This is a genomic window from Sorangium sp. So ce887, assembly GCF_051521455.1.
Classification (GTDB): domain Bacteria; phylum Myxococcota_A; class Polyangia; order Polyangiales; family Polyangiaceae; genus Sorangium.
The window spans coordinates 9,114,637-9,131,912 of record NZ_CP150354.1; the positions used below are offsets into that span (position 1 = coordinate 9,114,637).

The 17,276-nt window shown below is 71.8% G+C and carries 11 protein-coding genes; 7 read left to right on the forward strand and 4 right to left on the reverse strand.

Annotated elements, in window-relative coordinates:
• Nucleotides 1-176 precede the first annotated feature (176 nt).
• The 4 genes from WMF36_RS34070 (at nt 177) to WMF36_RS34085 (ending at nt 3,814) form a co-directional block, all read left to right on the forward strand.
• Nucleotides 177-821 (forward strand): hypothetical protein, encoded by a 645-nt coding sequence (locus WMF36_RS34070; protein ID WP_437574966.1) that lies wholly within the window; start codon nt 177-179, stop codon nt 819-821.
• 101 nt (nt 822-922) lie between these two features.
• Nucleotides 923-1,561: a DUF2760 domain-containing protein gene (locus WMF36_RS34075; RefSeq protein ID WP_437574967.1), complete on the forward strand. Its 639-nt coding sequence runs from the start codon at nt 923-925 to the stop codon at nt 1,559-1,561.
• On the forward strand, nt 1,558-3,435 hold the full coding sequence (locus tag WMF36_RS34080) for an Hsp70 family protein (RefSeq protein ID WP_437574968.1): 1,878 nt from the start codon (nt 1,558-1,560) through the stop codon (nt 3,433-3,435). The genes WMF36_RS34075 and WMF36_RS34080 overlap by 4 nt, the downstream gene beginning before the upstream one ends.
• 157 nt (nt 3,436-3,592) lie before the next feature.
• Nucleotides 3,593-3,814, forward strand: a complete 222-nt coding sequence (locus tag WMF36_RS34085; protein ID WP_437574969.1) for a transglutaminase N-terminal domain-containing protein — start codon at nt 3,593-3,595, stop codon at nt 3,812-3,814.
• Between the two features lie 122 nt (nt 3,815-3,936).
• Here the strand turns inward: WMF36_RS34085 and WMF36_RS34090 are convergent, their stop codons facing one another.
• Nucleotides 3,937-4,440 carry a hypothetical protein gene (locus WMF36_RS34090; protein WP_437574970.1) on the reverse strand — a complete coding sequence of 168 codons (504 nt, stop codon included), beginning with the start codon at nt 4,438-4,440 and terminating at the stop codon, nt 3,937-3,939.
• An 800-nt stretch (nt 4,441-5,240) separates the two neighbouring features.
• Between WMF36_RS34090 and WMF36_RS34095 the strand changes: the two genes are divergently transcribed.
• Nucleotides 5,241-6,149, forward strand: coding sequence for an amidohydrolase family protein (locus WMF36_RS34095; RefSeq protein WP_437574971.1), 909 nt, complete (start codon nt 5,241-5,243; stop codon nt 6,147-6,149).
• Between the two features lie 6 nt (nt 6,150-6,155).
• On the opposite strand, the gene WMF36_RS34100 is transcribed toward WMF36_RS34095, so the two are convergent.
• Both WMF36_RS34100 and WMF36_RS34105 read right to left on the reverse strand, forming a co-directional pair.
• Nucleotides 6,156-8,597, reverse strand: a complete 2,442-nt coding sequence (locus WMF36_RS34100) for a GH36-type glycosyl hydrolase domain-containing protein (protein ID WP_437574972.1) — start codon at nt 8,595-8,597, stop codon at nt 6,156-6,158.
• A gap of 562 nt (nt 8,598-9,159) precedes the next feature.
• Nucleotides 9,160-9,669 (reverse strand): OmpA family protein, encoded by a 510-nt coding sequence (locus WMF36_RS34105; protein WP_437479573.1) that lies wholly within the window; start codon nt 9,667-9,669, stop codon nt 9,160-9,162.
• Nucleotides 9,670-9,812: 143 nt separating this feature from the next.
• On the opposite strand from WMF36_RS34105, the gene WMF36_RS34110 reads away from it, so the two are divergent.
• On the forward strand, nt 9,813-12,707 hold the full coding sequence (locus WMF36_RS34110) for an Hsp70 family protein (RefSeq protein WP_437574973.1): 2,895 nt from the start codon (nt 9,813-9,815) through the stop codon (nt 12,705-12,707).
• A 204-nt stretch (nt 12,708-12,911) separates the two neighbouring features.
• Here WMF36_RS34110 and WMF36_RS34115 read toward each other — a convergent pair whose 3' ends face one another.
• A complete protein-coding gene (locus WMF36_RS34115) occupies nt 12,912-13,826 on the reverse strand; it encodes a hypothetical protein (protein WP_437574974.1) in 915 nt (304 codons plus the stop codon).
• 416 nt (nt 13,827-14,242) lie between these two features.
• Between WMF36_RS34115 and WMF36_RS34120 the strand changes: the two genes are divergently transcribed.
• Nucleotides 14,243-17,272 (forward strand): beta-propeller domain-containing protein, encoded by a 3,030-nt coding sequence (locus WMF36_RS34120; RefSeq protein ID WP_437574975.1) that lies wholly within the window; start codon nt 14,243-14,245, stop codon nt 17,270-17,272.
• Nucleotides 17,273-17,276: the final 4 nt, after the last annotated feature.

Consider the following 17,276-nt stretch of genomic DNA (forward strand, 5'->3'; position numbering starts at 1 on the left):
TGCGCACCCGCTCGCTCCGCCAGCGGTTCACAAATCGAGAACGGCTCGACGGCCCAGGCGGGGCCGCCGGCCGGACCGGACGCCTGCACGACGCGCGGCCGGCGGCGGTCCAGAGCGGACGCCCTCGCGGGCTCCGCGACCATCGACACGGGGAAAACACGATGCCGATCAACCGCATGAATCGAAAGGCAGCGCATTGTCTGGCAGGAGCGTCGGTGGCGGCGGCGGTGCTCGCCGGCGCTCCCGGGCGCGCGAGCGCCCAGGAGACGAGCGACAGGGTGAGCGTCGACGGCAAGGGGATCGTCGGCGGCGCGCTGCTCGGCGGCGAGGTCGTGATGCTGACCATGGGGGCCATCGGGGTCGAGCGCGCCTGGCCGTACCTCGTCTTCGGCGGGCTCGGCGCGGTGGGGGGCGGCGTCGCCGGCTACTTCATCGAGGCCTCGGAGCCGCCCGCGGAGGTGCCGCTCTACATGCTCGCCGGCGGCATGGCGCTGGTCATCCCGACCCTCGTCGTCACCCTGAACGCCACCGCGTACAAGCCCCCGGAGACCGACCAGAGCGAGCCGATCCGCAACGAGCCGTCCGCCGAGCCTCCCCAGCCGGGCGTCAACGTCCAGATCACGACGGACGCAGCTCCGGTCCTGCGGGGCATCCGCCGGGAAGAGCCCCGGCTCGGCCTCGTGGACATCACGCCGCACCGGGTCGCGCTCGGCATGCCGGCGCTCTCGCTGAAGCCGCTGTACTCGCAGGACGAAATGTTCAAATTCGGCGTGGCGCAGGGGCACGAGCTCCGCGTTCCCGTCCTCCGGGCGTCCTTCTGACCGGGGCGGCGTTGGCCTGGACGTCGGCGCCGGGCTTCCGCTCCCCTGCCCGGCGCGCCGGTCTCTGTGCCGATCGCGACGCCCGGCGTTAGGCTCTCGCCGTGGCCGATCTCCACGATCCCCCGCTCTCCTGGTCCACGCGGCTCTGGTTCGCCTTCGCATGCTTCTTCCGCGTGCTGTTCGATCCTCGGTTCGCCGCGCGGGCCTGGCAGGCGCGCGAGGCGGCCGCCGCCCTGCCGCCAGCTGAGCGAGCCGAGCCGCAGAAGCTCGAGCGAGCTCGAGAAGGCGGCGCGGCGCCCGCGCCCGAAGCCGCGGAGAGCGAGCCGGCGCCCAAGCCCGCCCTCGCCCCCGCGGCAGCGCCCGGCGTGAGCTCGGCGCTCCAGCTGCTCTCGCTGCTCCAGCGCGAAGGGCGGCTTGTCGACTTCCTCGAGCAGGACATCGCCTCCTTCGGCGACGCGGACGTCGGGGTGGCGGCGAGGATGGTCCATGAGGGCTGCCGCAAGGCGCTGCGCGGCCATGCGAAGCTCACGCCCGTGCGGCGCGAGGAGGAGGGGGCGAAGGTGACGCTGGAGTCCGGCTACAACCCGTCCGAGATCAAGCTCATCGGCAACGTGTCCGGGAGCGCGCCGTACAGAGGGGTGCTGCGCCACCGGGGCTGGCGCGCCGACGAGCTGTCGCTGCCGACGCCTGTCGCCGGCCACGACGCCAGTATCCTCGCCCCCGCGGAGGTCGAGCTGTGAGCGCGCGTTACATCATCGGCATCGACCTCGGCACCACCCACTGCGCGCTCTCCTACGCGCGCCTCCCCGAGGACGGAGCCGACCCGCGGCTCGCGCCGTCGCCCGAGGTGATGGCCGTGCCGCAGCTCGTGGCGCAGGGCACGCTCGAGCCGCGGCCGCTCCTGCCCTCCTTCATGTACATCCCCCACGAGAGCGAGGGCTTCCAGGCGCTGCCGTGGGACGCCGAGCGGCGCTTCGCGGTCGGCGAGCACGCCCGCGCCCGCGGGGTCGACGCGCCGGCGCGCCTCATCTCCAGCGCGAAGAGCTGGCTGTGCCACCCGGGCATCGACCGGCGCGGGCCGACGCTGCCGATCGGCGCGCCCGAGGACATCGAGAAGATCTCGCCGGTCGAGGCGTCGTGGCGGTACCTCGAGCACCTCACCGAGGCGTGGGACCACCAGCTCGCGAAGGACGATCCCGAGCTCGCCCTCGCGAAGCAGGAGCTCGTGATCACCGTGCCCGCGTCGTTCGACGCCGCCGCGCGCGAGCTCACCGTCGAGGCGGCGAGCGCCGCGGGGTTCGAGGACCTCACGCTGCTCGAGGAGCCGCAGGCGGCCGTGTACGCCTGGATCGACGCGGCCGGCGAGGCGTGGCGCAAGCACCTCGAGCCGGGCGACGTGCTGCTCGTCGTCGACGTCGGCGGCGGGACCACCGACTTCTCGGCGATCGCCGCGGTCCCGCGCGAGGGCTCGCTCGAGCTCGTCCGCGTCGCGGTCGGCGACCACATCCTGCTCGGCGGCGACAACATGGACCTCGCGCTCGCGCACGTCGTGAAGGCCAAGCTCGCGGCCGAGGGCAAGGAGCTCGACCGCTGGCAGATGGCGTCGCTCACCCACGCGGCGCGCGTCGCGAAGGAGCGGCTGCTCGGCGATCCGTCGATGACCGAGGCGCCGATCGTGATCGCCGGCCGCGGCTCGAAGCTGCTCGGGGCGTCGATCCGGACGGAGCTCACGCGCGACGAGATCACGCGGACGCTCGTGGACGGGTTCTTCCCCGAGGTCCCGTCCTCCGCGCGCCCCGCGACCCGGGCGCGCGCCGGCCTGACGCAGCTCGGCCTGCCGTACGCGCAGGACCCGGCGATCACCCGCCACCTCGCCGCGTTCCTGGGGCGGCAGGCCGGCGCGACATCGAAGCTGGAGGGCTTCGTCCCGAGGGGAGCGGAGGGCGCCGAGGCCGGCCGCGCGCCGCTCCTCCTGCACCCGACGGCGGTGCTCTTCAACGGGGGCGTCATGAAGAGCGCGGCCCTGCGAGAGCGGCTGATCGCGACGCTCGGCGCCTGGCTCGAGGAGGACGGCGCGCCCCGGCCGCGGGTGCTCCCGACCGAGGACCTGGATCTCGCGGTCGCGCGCGGCGCGGCCGCCTACGGCCTGGCCCGGCGCGGCCGGGGGCTCAGGATCCGCGGCGGGACGGCGCGGGCCTACTACGTGGGCATCGAGGGGGCCGTGCCCGCGGTGCCCGGCCTGGAGCCGCCGATCACGGCGCTCTGCCTCGCGCCGTTCGGCATGGAGGAGGGCACCGAGGCGACGCTGCCGCCGCAGGAGTTCGGCGTGGTGGTCGGCGAGCCGGTGCGCTTCCGCTTCTTCAGCTCGTCGGTGCGCCGGGACGACCAGGCCGGGGCCGAGCTCGAGGCCTGGAAGCCCGGCGAGCTCGAGGAGCTCTCCCCGATCGAGGTCACCCTGCCCACCGAGGGCCGCCGCGAGGGCGACATGGTGCCGGTGCAGCTGCGCGCCTCGGTCACCGAGGTGGGGACGCTGCTCCTGGAGGCGATCCCCCGCGAGGCGCAGAAGCCGAACGAGCGCTGGCGGGTCGAGCTGTCGGTGCGCACCGAGACGTGACGGGCGGCGCGCCGGCGCCGGGAGCGACCCGGAGCCGGCCGAGCCGCATCCGCCCGGCCGCTGGGCGCGCCCTACCCGCCCGGCGCACGCGCGCCCGGCGCGCGAACGGGCGAGGACCCGGGCGCCCGGGTCGAGGAGAGCCCACCGAGGACACGACATGACCCGGACGACTCGCAAGCTCCGCGTCGTCCACACGACGAAATATACCTATGATCGCCCGGTCGAGCGCAGCGTGCACAAGCTGCATCTCTGCCCGATGTACGACTGGGATCAACGCGTGCTCTCGCGCACGCTCACGATCGACCCCCAGGCGCCCACGGTGAAGCGCGAGGACGTCTTCGGCAACTGGGTCACACGCTTCGAGATCACCGCCCCGTAGACCGCGCTCAGCGACGCGACAACGCGGCGCAGGGGAGGCAGGCGTCCAGCCTTCCCCTGCGGCCGCGGCGCGAATCGCCGGAGGTCGGCCGGGCCGAACCCCGGGACCTCAGCGCGTCGAGATCACTCGCCCCTGTCCGCGAGACACGCGGCGCCCTCTGCCTCGCACGCGCCGCCAACGGCGGCCGCCGTTTGCCCGCACGTGGTGCACGCCGTGTCCGGCACCTCCTCCGTGGTGCACGAGGCATAGCAGGCATCCCCCTCGGCTGCGCCACACGCCTCGCAGAGACACGCCGTGACGGCCTCGTACTTCTCCATCGAGGAAGCGCACAAATTCGCCGGGTCGGCCCCGAGGAGCAGGGGCGCCGAGCAGGTCACGCACTCCGCGCCGCTGCCGCCCTCGCCGGCGCCGCCCTCGCCGGCTCCACCCTCGCCGGCGCCACCCTCGCCGGCTCCACCCTCGCCGGCTCCACCCTCGCCGGCTCCACCCTCGCCGCCGTCACCGCCCGTGCCGGTCGTCCCGGACGTGCTGGTCGTGCTGCTTGCGGTGGTCCCGCCGCCCGTCCCCGCGTCGCCGTCGTCCCCACACCCCGCGGAGAACGCGGTCGCGCCCAGGATGAGAGCCACCGAGCCAACGCTAACAAGATTAATTTTACGCATGATGTCCTCCAGCGCGCTTGAATAAGCGCAAGTCTTCGAGAATCGCTTCGTCAGCCGGTCCCAACGGGACCTGCCGGTCGCGGCATATCCCGCGCGCCAGCGGTGGCACACTACTCCACCCCGGCTGTGACGCTCAACTATCTTCGATGCGGCGCACAGAACCGACTGCCCGCGCTCCGTCCGGTCCAGGCGAGCAAGACACCATGGCATGAGCTCCTCGGACGAGCCCGGCAGCGCCGGAACGGCTCAGGAATCGCCTGACTCCGGCGCCGCGCCGTACAGCGCCGTAGTCGCCGTCGCGCGCCGAGCGCGCGTGAGCCGCAGCCACGGTGCTCGCGGCTCACGCGCGCGGCGCCCCGCGACCGCACCCGGGCGTCGCGCCGAATCCAGCAAGTCGCGAGTTCCGAGCCACCTTGTGCTCCACGGAACGCCGCGCGACGGAGCCCGGACAGGCCATCGGCGCGCACGGCGGTGGCCGCGGGGTCGGCGCGTCTCGATGCATCGAACGAATCTGGAGATGGCGGCGGACATCGCCGGGAGCGCGCCTTCGACTTGAAGGTGGAAGTTGGAAAGCGCTCGTGATAGCGGCCCTGCGGCCCGGACATGCTATGATCAGAGGTGCGACGCCAGAGGCACGCACGATCGCGGAATCGGGCTTCGCCCTGCGTTCGCGCGCGCTGGGCGAGAGTGACACGGCCCCACGCGGGTCGCGGGGCTCCGGCGACGCGCGCGGCTCGTCGCGCGTCCGGGGACACGGGGAGGGCACGATGAGCTATCGGTTGCGCGTGTGTCTATTGGCGGCGCTCGCGGGCCTGTGCGCCTGCGCGAGCACGCCCGTGCAGTGGCCCTCGCCGGAAGGGCAGCCGAAGCCCCTGCCCGCGCGGGAGATCAATCCGCTCGCGCGGCCGGACGCCGCGCATTCCGTGGCGATCGTCGGGGCGACGCTCGTGGATGGCCGTGGAGGGCCGCCCGTGCGGGACGCCGTCGTCGTGGTCCGCGGCGACCGCATCGTGGCCGCGGGCGCGCGCGGCGCCACGGACGTCCCGGCCGGCGCGGAGATCGTCCGCGACGCGGGGCTCTGGGTCCTGCCCGGCCTCATCGACGCGCATTTCCACATCGGCGGCGACGACGGGCTGCCTGGCCTCGTCCTCCAGCGCGGCGTCACCTCGCTGCGCGATCCGGGGAACTCGATCGAGGCGTACGACGCCGCGCGCCGGCTCGGCCCGGTGCCGCGGCTCTTCCTGACGGGGCCGATGCTCGACGGGCCAGACGCCGCGCGCCGCGCAGGCGTGCGGGGGGTCGTCGGCTCCCACGGCACGGTGCCGGGCGCCGAGCGAGGATGGGCCTACCAGCGCGAGATGGAGCTGCTCGTCGAGAGCGGCCTCTCGCCCATGGCGGTCCTCGTCGCCGGCACGCTGGAGAACGCCAGGTTCTTCCGCGCCGACGACCGGCTCGGCAGCGTCGAGCCGGGCAAGCTCGCCGACCTCGTCCTTGTCGAGGGCGACCCGCTGGCGGACATCCGCGCGATGCGCCGCGTGAAGCGGGTCATGTTGAACGGGAGGTGGGTCGCCCTGGCTCAGGGCGATCAGGCTCTGTCGGACGAGCCTTTGCGACGAGCTTTTGCGACGAGCCTTGCATGGATCGCGCCGCGGCCAGCGCGCGGCGCGCTCCGGTAAGGCCCTTCAGCCCATCTCGACTTCGACGCGCACCGTCTTGCCGGCCTGGGCCAGGGGGATCACGTTGCCCGCGACGGTCTTGCCGTCCACGGTGAGCTTCTTCACGCCCTTGCACACCCCCGAGTTCTTGACGCTGATCTCGTAGGTGGCGCCGCGGAAGCGGCGGGAGATGGAGAAGCTCTTCCAGGCCTTGGGCACGCAGGGATCGAGCTTCAGGCCGTCGTACTGGGGCTGCACGCCCAGGATCCCCTGGCTGACGGACACGAAGGTCCAGGCCGCGGTGCCGGTGAGCCAGGCATTCTTCGCTTCACCGAAGACCGGGGCGTCCTTGCCCGCGATCATCTGCGCATAGACGTAGGGCTCGGCCCGGTAGGTCTCGATCTGGCTCTCCTTGGCCGAGGGGCAGATGGAGAGATAGTACTCCAGCGCGCGCTCCCCTTCGCCCAGCAGACACCAGCCCAGGTGGATCCAGGTGTTGTTGTGGCAGAAGATGCCGGCGTTCTCCTTCACGCCCGGCGGGTACGAGGTGACCTCCCCGAGCTCGAGGTGGTAGGTCGAGTACGCGGGCTGCTGCAGCACGATGCCGTTCTTCGTGTAGAGGTGCTTGTGCACGCTCTCGAGCGCCTGCCTGGCGCGGCCGTTGTCCGCGCCGGCGCCGCCCAGCACGCACCAGCCCTGGCTCTCGATGAAGATCTTGCCCTCCTCGTTCTCGTTGGTCCCGACCGGCCGGCTCTCGGCGTCATAGGCGCGGCGGTACCACTCGCCGTCCCAGGCCTCCTTCTCGACCACGGCCAGCATCTCCGCGTACTGCTCGCGCATGCGCTCCGCGTCGGGCTTCTGGCCCATCCAGTCGTACAGGGCGGCCATCTCGCGGCTGGCGTAGAGGAAGAGGCCGGCGATCATCACGGACTCGGCCTTCGAGTCCTTCACGTCGCCCGCGGTCTGGAAGCTCTCGTTGGGCTCGGTGCTGAAACAGTTCAGGTTGAGGCAGTCGTTCCAGTCCGCGTGGCCGATCAGCGGCAGGCCGTGCGGGCCGCGCTTCTTCATCGTGTACGCGATGGACGTCTCCAGGTGGTGCAGGAGGTCCTCCTTGGAGCCCTGCTTGTCGGCGTAGCCCACAGCCTCCTTGAGGATGGCCCTGTCGCCGGTCTCCTTGATGTACGCGCACGTGGAGAGGATGAGCCACAGGTGATCGTCGTAGAAGTCGCCGCCGATGTCGGCGTTCCCCTTCTTCGTCAGCGGCTGGTACTGGTGGTAGCAGGTGCCGTCGCTGAGCTGGGTGGCGGCGATGTCGAGGATGCGCTGGCGGGCGCGCTCGGGGATGAGGTGCACGAAGCCCAGGAGATCCTGGTTCGAGTCGCGGAAGCCCATGCCCCGGCCGATGCCGGTCTCGTACATGCTGGCCGACCGAGAGAGGTTGAAGGTCGCCATGCACTGGTACTGATTCCAGGTGTTGAGCATGCGCCGCGCGTGCTCGTCCGGGCAGTCGGCCTGGAAGTTCGAGAGCAGCCCGGCCCAGTCGTCCTTCAGCTGAGCGAACGCGCCGTCCACGGCGCCGGGCGCCGAGTACTTGGCCAGGATCTCCTTGCCCTTCTGCTTGTTCATGACGAAGGGCGCCTTGAACTTCGGCAGGTCCCCCTGGTCCACGTACGAGAGCACGAAGCTCAGGGTCTCGCTCGCGCCGGGCGCGAGCGAGAGGCTCACCTGGTGGCTGCCGATCGGGTTCCAGCCGAACGCCTTGGAGTTCGTGGCCTTGCCCCTGGCCGGCACCTGGGCCTCGTGGAGGCCGTGGTGGACGCTGCCGCAGAAGGCGTCGCGGCTCGTGTCGAACCCGTCGGCGGCCCGCGTGCAGCCGAAGAGCGTGTAATGGGAGCGGCGCTCGCGGAGCTCGGTCTTGTGGTAGATGGCGCTCCCCTCGATCTCCACCTCGCCGATGGAGTAGGTGCGCTGGTAGTTCGTCATGTCGTTGAGCGCCTCGAAGAAGCAGAACTCCTGGAAGGAGAAGAGCTGGATATCCTTCTTCGCGCCGCTCTTGTTCGTGACCCGGGTGCGCCAGATCTCGACGTTCTCGCCGGGGACGATGAAGAAGAGCACCTCCACCTCGACGCCGTTCTTCTCGCCCGTGATCTTCGTGTATCCCAGGCCGTGGCGGCACTCGTAGCGATCGAGGGCCGTCTTGACCGGCTTCCACATGGGGTTCCACACGACCCCGCCGTCGTTCACGTAGAGGTAGCGCCCGCCGACGTCCATGGGCACGTTGTTGTAACGATACCGGGTGAGCCGGCGCAGCTTGGCGTCCTTCCAGAACGTGTAGCCGCCCGCCGTGTTGGTGCAGAGGCCGAACATCTCGTCCGAACCCAGGTAGTTGAGCCAGGGCAGCGGCGTGTCGGGCCGGGTGATCACGTACTCGCGGCTCTCGTCGTCGAAGTGGCCGTACTGATTGCTCATGGACGCGCGGTCTCCGTGGATTCGGTGGAGTCGAAAGCTGGGTCGAAAGCGGAGGGCTTCTTCCCCATCAGCGACAGAAAAAAACCCGGCGGCAGAGCTGCCCCGGGTCGGTGCCGATGAGTGTTGGGCTTGGGGCCTCCGAGCAAGCTCAGAGGGCCGCCACTCTAGATCCCGGCGCCTCCGGTTGTCAACGGGGCCTGCGGCGGCGTCCGGCGGCGGTTTTCCGGGGGGAATGCGGGGATCCGGGGGCATTCCACGCCACCGCCGGTGTGCGGCAGACAACCCAGGATTGCGACGCGGGGAGAATTTTACACAACGCTTCTCCGCGGGTGGGGGCGCGCCACGCAATGCAAGGAGGTGCAGTCATTTGAACATGAAGGCGGGAAGGCGGGAAGAAAACCTGAACGATCTTCCTGCCTTCCCGCCTTCCCGCCTTCGTGTGGAACCTCTCTGGGCAAATGACAGCACCACCCAATGCAATGAGTTGTTCGAACCGGCGCGTCGCACTCTGCGCGCGTATTCCCGTGATGGCTTAACCACGATCGCGCGACATGCCCCGCGGTCACTTCGTCTTGATACGGAACTCCACGCGTCGGTTCATGGCGCGGCAGCCCTCGTCGTTCGTGAAGCAGATGGCCGCGGCGGCGCCGTACCCCGGCGCCGTCATCGGCGTCGTGACGCCGCGCTGGACGAGGTAGCGGACCACGGCGTTCGCGCGGCGCTCGGACAGCTTGATGTTGTGCTCCACCGTCCCCTGGTTGTCCGTGTGCCCCTCGACCGTCAGCGCGGTGATCTCCGGGTGCGTCCTCAGGATGTGCGCCACCGCGTCGAGGACCGAGAACGACTCGGGCCGGATCTCGTCCTTGTCGAGGTCGTAGAAGATCGGCCGGGCGATCTTGATGCGATCCCCCTCGATGACCGCCTCGGCAGGCGCCGCCGGCTGGACGGGCGCCGGCGGAGGCGGAGGCGGCGGCGTGGCGCTCGCCGCCAGCGACATCTCGGCATTCGCCGACCCGCACCCCGCCGCAAGGACGCCCATGACCACAAGCCAGATCGCTCGGTTCGCTCGCATTTCGCGCCTCTAGCACGGGGCATCGCCCGGAAGAAGCGCCGGCGGCGGCCCGCCGACGTCCGACGCGGGTGCGAGCCGACGCGGCCGCGCGCCGGACCTGCGGAAGGCGCGGCGGCGATCCAGTATCGTTGCTGCGCGCACGCATGTCCGCCCCCGCGAACAACCCGAGCCTGATCGTCGGAATCGACCTCGGCACCACCCACACCGTCGTGGCATGGGCCGAGCGCGACGCCGAGCCCGGCGCGATCCGCGTCTTCTCCATCCCGCAGCTCGTGACCGCCACCGAGGTCGAGGCGCGCCCGCTGCTGCCCTCCCTGCTCTACGCGCCCCTCCCCGGCGAGGCGCCGGCCGACCCGTTCGGCGACGCGCCCTTCGCGATCGGCGAGCACGCGCGCCGGCGCGGCGGCGAGGTCCCCGGCCGGCTCATCGCCTCGGCGAAGAGCTGGCTCTGCCACCCCACCGTCGACCGCACCGCGCCCATCCTGCCGTGGGGCGCGCCCGAGGACGCGGCCTCCCTGCCGCGCGTCTCGCCGCTCGACGCGAGCGCCCGGCTCCTCGCCCACGTGCGGCGCACCTGGGACGACGCCTTCCCGGATCGCCCGCTCGCGGCGCAGGAGGTCGTGCTCACGGTGCCGGCCTCGTTCGATCAGGTCGCGCGCGAGCTCACCGTCGAGGCGGCCCGCAGCGCCGGCCTCTCGGCGCGGCTCCTCGAGGAGCCGCAGGCCGCGTTCTACGACTTCATGCGGCTCGCAGGCGCGGAGGGCCTCGACGCGCTGCTCGCCCGCTCGGGCGGCGACGCGACGGTCCTCGTCTGCGACGTCGGCGGCGGCACCACCGATCTGTCGCTCATCCGGGTCGCACGCGCCGCCGAGGGCCGCCCGGTCGAGGTCTCGCGCGTCGCCGTCGGCCACCACCTCCTGCTCGGCGGCGACAACATGGACCTCGCGCTCGCCCACCTGTGCGAGCCGCGCCTCGTCGGCGGCACGGGGGAGAAGCTCGACCCGGCGCGCTTCGGGCAGCTCGTGCTCGCCTGCCGCGCCGCCAAGGAGCGCCTGCTCGACGGCGGCGCCTCGGCCAGCGGCGTCGCCTCGGCCAACAGCGTCGCCTCGGCCGGCAGCCGCGACGCGCCCGCCCCGCCGGACGAGGCGCCGGTCACCGTGCTCTCGCACGGCGCGCGGCTCGTGGGCGGGGCGCTGACGACGCGCCTCGGCCGCGAGGAGGTCGAGGGGATCGTGCTCGACGGCTTCTTCCCGGAGGCGCCGCGCGACGCCCGGCCGCAGCGCGGGCGGAGCGGGCTCGTCGCGTTCGGCCTGCCCTACGAGCGGGACGCGGCGATCACCCGGCACGTGGCCTGGTTCTTCGCGCGCCACGCCCCCGAGGCGCGGGGGCCGACCGCGCTGCTCCTGAACGGCGGCGTCTTCCGCGCGCGCCGCGTCGCGGAGCGCCTCGCGCAGGTCATCGAGCGCTGGGGCGGCCCGCGGCTCGACGTGCTCCCGCACGCCGACCCCGACCTCGCGGTGGCGCGGGGCGCGGTCGCGTACGGCCTCGCGCTCGCGGGCCGCGGCGTGCGCATCGAGGGGGGCGCGGCGCGCGGCTACTACGTCGGCCTGGAGCCGCCCGCCGGCGGGGGGCCGCGGCCCGCGGTCTGCGTGGTGCCGCGCGGCGCGAAGGAGGGCAGCGTGCACGCGGCGGCCGGACGGACCTTCGCGCTCGCCGTGGGCCGCCCGGTCCGGTTCGACCTGTTCGCGTCGGACGACGCGCGCGCCGATCGCGCGGGCGACCTCGTCCCGCTCGAGGAGGACCGGTTCGAGGCCCTGCCGCCGGTCGCCGTGGCGTTCGACGCGGGGGACGCGGCGCGCGCCGCGGCGGGCAAGCAGGCCGAGGTGCGCGTCCAGATCGAGGGAGAGCTCACCGCGATCGGCACGCTGGATCTCGCCTGCGTCGAGGTGGGCGTCCCGGCGCCGCGCCGCTTCCGGCTGGCGTTCCAGCTGCGCGAGGACGGCCGCGGCGCGCGCGCTGCCGAGGGGGGCGCCCCCGAGGGGGGCGCCCCGGAGCGGGCGCAGGCGAGGCCTCCCGCCGCGGCGACGCTGGGCGGGAGGCGCCTCGAGGAGGCGCGGGAGGCGATCGAGCGGGTGTTCGGCAAGGGGCGGCCCGACGTCGCGCCGCGGGAGGTGAAGAACCTCGTCCGCGAGCTGGAGCGCGTCCTCAGCGAGCGCGCCACCTGGACGACCGAGACCGCGCGGGCGCTGTTCGATACCCTCGCGCCGAGCGCGCGCTCGCGGCGGCGCTCGGCCGACCACGAGCGCGTGTTCTGGTCGCTCGCCGGCTACTGCCTGCGCCCGGGCTTCGGCGACGCGGGCGATCCGGCGCGCGTCGCCGCGATCGCGCCGCTCTTCGCCGAGCGGCTCGCGTTCCCGCAGGAGGCGCGCTCCTGGCAGCAGTTCTGGATCGCGTGGCGCCGCATCGCGGGCGGCCTCGACGAGCCGCTGCAGGTCGCGATCCGGGATCTCGCGGATCCGTTCCTGGCCCCGGCCGAGCAGCGGCTGAAGAAGCCGAAGGGCGTGAAGCCGGAGGCGCTCGACGATCTGCTCGAGCTCTGCGCGTCGCTCGAGCGCGTGCCCGCCGGGCGGCGGAGCGAGCTCGGCGCCTGGATCCTGGAGCGCACGTGGACCGACCGCGACGCGCGGCTCTGGGCGGCGATCGGCCGCATCGGGGCGCGCGTCCCGGCCTACGCGAGCGTTCATCATGTGGTGTCGCCGGCGGCGGCCGAGCGGTGGCTCGACCACCTGATGCGCGAGAAGTGGCAGGAGCTGCCGTCCGCCGCGCCGGCCGCGGTGCAGCTCGCGCGCAGGACCGGCGACCGGGCGCGCGACGTCTCGGACCGGATCCGCGGCGAGGTGGAGCGGCGGCTCGTCAAGGCGGGCGCGCCCGAGGCGTGGGTCAGAGCGGTGCGCGAGGTCGTGGCCGTGGAGGAGGCCGAGCGCGCGGCGTTCTTCGGAGAGGGGCTGCCGGTGGGTCTGCGGCTCGTGAGCGAGTAGGGCTTCGGTTCAGACCGAATTCGCTCAACGAGCCGACAATACGCTGCATGATGGGCAACAGCGAAGAAGGCCTTCGCAACAGGTGGATTGCGCAATCGACCTTCTCGGACGGGCCGATCGGGCGCGTGGTGGCGACGAATTCAGGGGAGCTCTACCGAGTCGAAGATGTCGTATCCGAGCGCCCCCGCCGCCTCGGTGCCGGCCTCAGTTCCAGAAGGTGCAGGCGCCGTCCACGCAGCCGCAGGACAGCCCCGGGCTCGTGCAGTCGCAGGTCGAGGCCCCGCCGCTCACGGCAGGGTTGTAGCAGAGCTCCGAGCCGCAGCCGCCGATGGCGCAATCGGCGTCCGAGGTGCACGCATCACCGCTGTTCCGGATGCAGCGCCCGCTGGCCGGCGTCCTGTCGCCGGAGGCCGCCTCGATGCACGCCTCGAGCTCCGGCGTCGCCCGCCAGCCGCACTCGCCCGACTCGCCCCGCTCGCACTCGCCGTGCTTCGGGTAACACGCGTACTCCTCGCGGAACTCACACGTGGTGATGACGTCCTCGTCCGCGCAGACCTGCCCGCTGCAGCCAGTCACCACGCACGGGGCAGGCTCGCCGCCCCCGAGGCACGCCTCGAGCTCCGGCGTCGCCCGCCAGCCGCACGCGCCCGACTCGCCCCGCTCGCACACGCCGTGATCGGCGTAACACGCGTACTCCTCGCGCCACTCGCACGTGGTGACCACGTCGTCGTCGGCATCGGCGCAGACCTGACCGCTGCAGCCGGTCACCACGCACGGGGCAGGCTCGCCGCCCCCGAGGCACGCCTCGAGCTCCGGCGTCGCCCGCCAGCCGCACTCGCCCGACTCGCCCCGCTCGCATACGCCGTGCTTCGGGTAACACGCGTACTCCTCGCGGAACTCGCAGTCGGTGACCACGTCCTCGTCCGAGCAGACCTGACTGCTGCAGCCGGTCACCACGCAGGACCCAGGCGGGCCACCCGCAGACCCGCCGCCCCCAGGCCCAGATCCGCCGCCCTCGACCGGGCCCTGACAGCCCTTGCCCTTGGCGCCGGTGAGCAGGGGGACGAAGAGCAGAAGCATCGCAACGACGAGCCGATGACGCTTGTTGAACAGATCCATAATCAAGCCTCCTATCCAATGATCGACCCTGCCACCCGGCAGCCGCTGGCGCCAGGATTTGATGGCCGCGTCACCGAACCGGGCCGGCGCGTCCTCGAAGCGTGAACGCGATCTCCCGCCGTGACGAGCCGCTTCTCACAAGGGGCGCGATCCGCCCTCCAGGTCATGAAAGCTCAGCCGGGATCACGGCGCACCGGCGGCGACGAGGCGCACGCTTTGCGGGCGAACCCCGGCCGCGGCTGCCCACGGGGCTGCACACTCTGGCACAGGCCGAACATGCACCGTCGAAATCCGGGCATTTTTGCGGTCTTCTGCCTGGCCTGAGGCTTGCTAGATGCGCCGTGCACGGGACGCGGATAGCGCAACACGCACCGGCGCAGCCATGACGCCCTGTGTCTTCGTGAACGAGGTGAACCATGACCTTCCTGTCTAGAACTTACGCCGGCTGGCTCGTCCTTGTGGCGGCAGCAGCATCGGCCGGACTCGCCGGCTGCAGCAAGGGAGGCGCGACCGGGCCTTCGCCGGAGGACGCTCCGACCGACTTCATCTCTGGCAATCCGAGTGGGAGCGACGACAGAGAGGGCGAGGACGGCGGCAGCGTCGTCGCCGCCGGTAGTACCGGCTCCGGAGACAGCGCCGGGGCGCCGGACGAAGGAGCGGACGACGACCCGGAGCGCGCGATCACCGAGGCCGACATCATCCAGGTCAAGGACGGCAAGCTCTACGCGCTCTCGCAGTACGCGGGGCTCAGCGTCATCGACATCTCGCGGCGCGACCGGCTGAGCCTGCTCGGGCGCTATCGGGCGAGCGGAATGCCCTTCGAGATGTACCTGCGTGACGGCATCGTCTACGCGATGTTCTCGTCGTGGACGCAGTATCTCTACGACGCGGACACCGGCGAGTACACCTATGAGGAGTCGAGCCGCATCGAGGCGCTCGACGTCTCCGACCCGTCGGATATCCGGCTGATCGGCTCGTTCGACCTGCCGGGCACCCTCTCCGACTCGCGCATCGTCGGCGACGTGCTCTATGCCGTCACCTTCGAGAACAACTCGTGCTGGGGGTGCGGAAGCTCGCCGAACACCACCGTCACCTCCCTCGCCGTCGGCGACCCCGCCGAGATCAGCGTGGTCGACAAGCTGAGCTACAAAGACGACGACCCCTACGGCTACGGGTGGCGTCGCAGCGTGAGCGTCACCCAGGACCGCATGTATGTCGCGGGCATCGAGTGGAACGGCTCCGACGACGAGGGACACTCCACCATCCAGGTCATCGATATCTCCGACCCCGGCGGCGACCTCGTCGAGGGCACGAGCGTCGAGGCCGTCGGCCAGATCCAGAGCCGCTGGCAGATGGATGAGCACGAGGGCGTCCTCCGCGTCGTCAGCCAGCCCGGCACGTGGTGGAACAACGCGGCACTTCCCGGCGTCCAGACCTTCACCGTCGCGTCCTCGCAGGAGCTCACGCCCCTCGGCTACACCGAGCTCACCCTGCCCCGGCCCGAGTCGCTGCGCTCCGTCCGCTTCGACGGCGACCGCGCCTACGCCATCACGGCAGAGCAGACCGACCCGCTGTTCACCATCGACCTCAGCGACCCGGAGCACCCCGCCCAGCTCGGCGAGCTCGAGATGCCCGGCTGGGTCTATCACATGGAGCCGCGCGGCGACCGGCTGCTCGCCCTCGGGTTCGACAACGCCTCCGACGAGGGCTCGCTCCACGTCTCGCTCTTCGACGTCTCGGATCTCACGACCCCGACGATGCTGGAGCGCATCCACTTCGGCGGCTCGTGGGGGAACTTCGCCGAGGACCAGGACCGGATCCACAAGGCCTTCACCATCCTGGACGACCTCGGCACGATCCTCGTGCCGTACAGCGGCTTCGAGGTCAATGACGACAAGGGCTGCGGCTCGTACCAGAGCGGCATCCAGCTCATCGACTTCACGACCGACACGCTCACGAAACGCGGCTCCGCCCCCGCGCGCGGCCAGGCGCGGCGCGCCTTCGTCCACGACGAACGGCTCTTCGCCGTCTCCGATCAGGAGGTCGGGACGTTCAACATCGACGACCGCGGCGCCCCGGTCGAGGTCACCGACCTCAGCCTCGCGACGATCGTCAGCAACGCGGTCGCCACCGGCGATCTCGTGGTCCGCATGAGCGCGGACTGGTGGACGAGCGGCCCGCAGCTCGAGGTCGTGTCGGCCGCGGATCCGGCCCGCACCGAGCCGATCGGGAAGCTCGACCTCGCGGCGCTGACCTCCGCGTCGGATGTTGAGTGCTACGGATCCGGCATCGCCGACGCGCGCCTCTTCGCGCACGGGCAATACGCGACCCTGCTCTGGCCCTCGTACGCGGACTGGACCAAGACGCACCTCGCCGTCATCGATCTCAGGGACCCCGAATCTCCCCGGATCGCGAGCCAGCGCGAGCTGCCGTTCAGCAGCCGCGCGCTCTACTGGTACGGGTACTCCGTCGCCGTCATCCCGACGGGCGACTCCGTGGTGCAGGCAGGGAGCACCCTTGTGATCCGCAACGCCAGCGAGGAGTACTACTACTACGACGAAAACGGCGCCCAGCAGCCGGCGCCCGCGGAGACGACGCTCGAGGTCCTCGACCTCTCCAACCCGTCGAACCCGGTGCACCGCTCGGTGGCGCTGCCCTCCGGCGCTGGCTACACGGGCCTGCAGATCGACGGCACCACCGTGCTGACGTCGCACTGGGTGCCGCTGCCGGAGGACCCCTTCAGGGCGCGCTTCTACCTCGACCGCATCGACGTGTCCGACCCGTCCTCGCCGGCCGTGCTGACGCCGGTCAACGTGCCCGGCTCGCTGCTCGCCTTCGACGGCACGAACCGCCGCGCGCTTACGATCGATTACGAGATGGTCGAGTTCGAGGTGCCGAACTATCAGGCGTGTTACAGCGAGTTCGCGCAGAACACCGGCTTCCAGCCGATCGACCAGGAGAACTGGGAGGGACCCGGGATCTGCCGAGGGATGCGCCGCGCGCTCAAGCTCCTCGACGTCGGCAGCGAGACCGCGCGCCTCCGCGACGAGAGCCCGATCGACGACGACACCGGCATCTGGCAGGTGCTCGTGGGCGACGACCGCGTGTTCATGTACACCTACGTGAACTACGCCGTGCCGAACGGCGAGTCCCCGTACGGCATCACCGTGGCCAGCGGGCTCGAGGAAGGCAGCATCGAGCTCGTGACGAAGCCGATCCCGGAGCTCAGCAACGCCTCGCCGGTCCTCGCGGACGGGACGCGCCTCCTCGTGTCCGGCTACAGCCCGCCCTCGCTCGCGGTCCTCGACGCGTCCGACCTCGACGAGCTGACGTACGAGACGAAGGCCGAGCTCTCCTCGTACGTCTACCGGGTGACGCTCGACGGCGACCGCGCGCTCTGCTCGCTCGGGCACCACGGGCTCGAGGTCGTCGACCTCGGGAACTGACCCG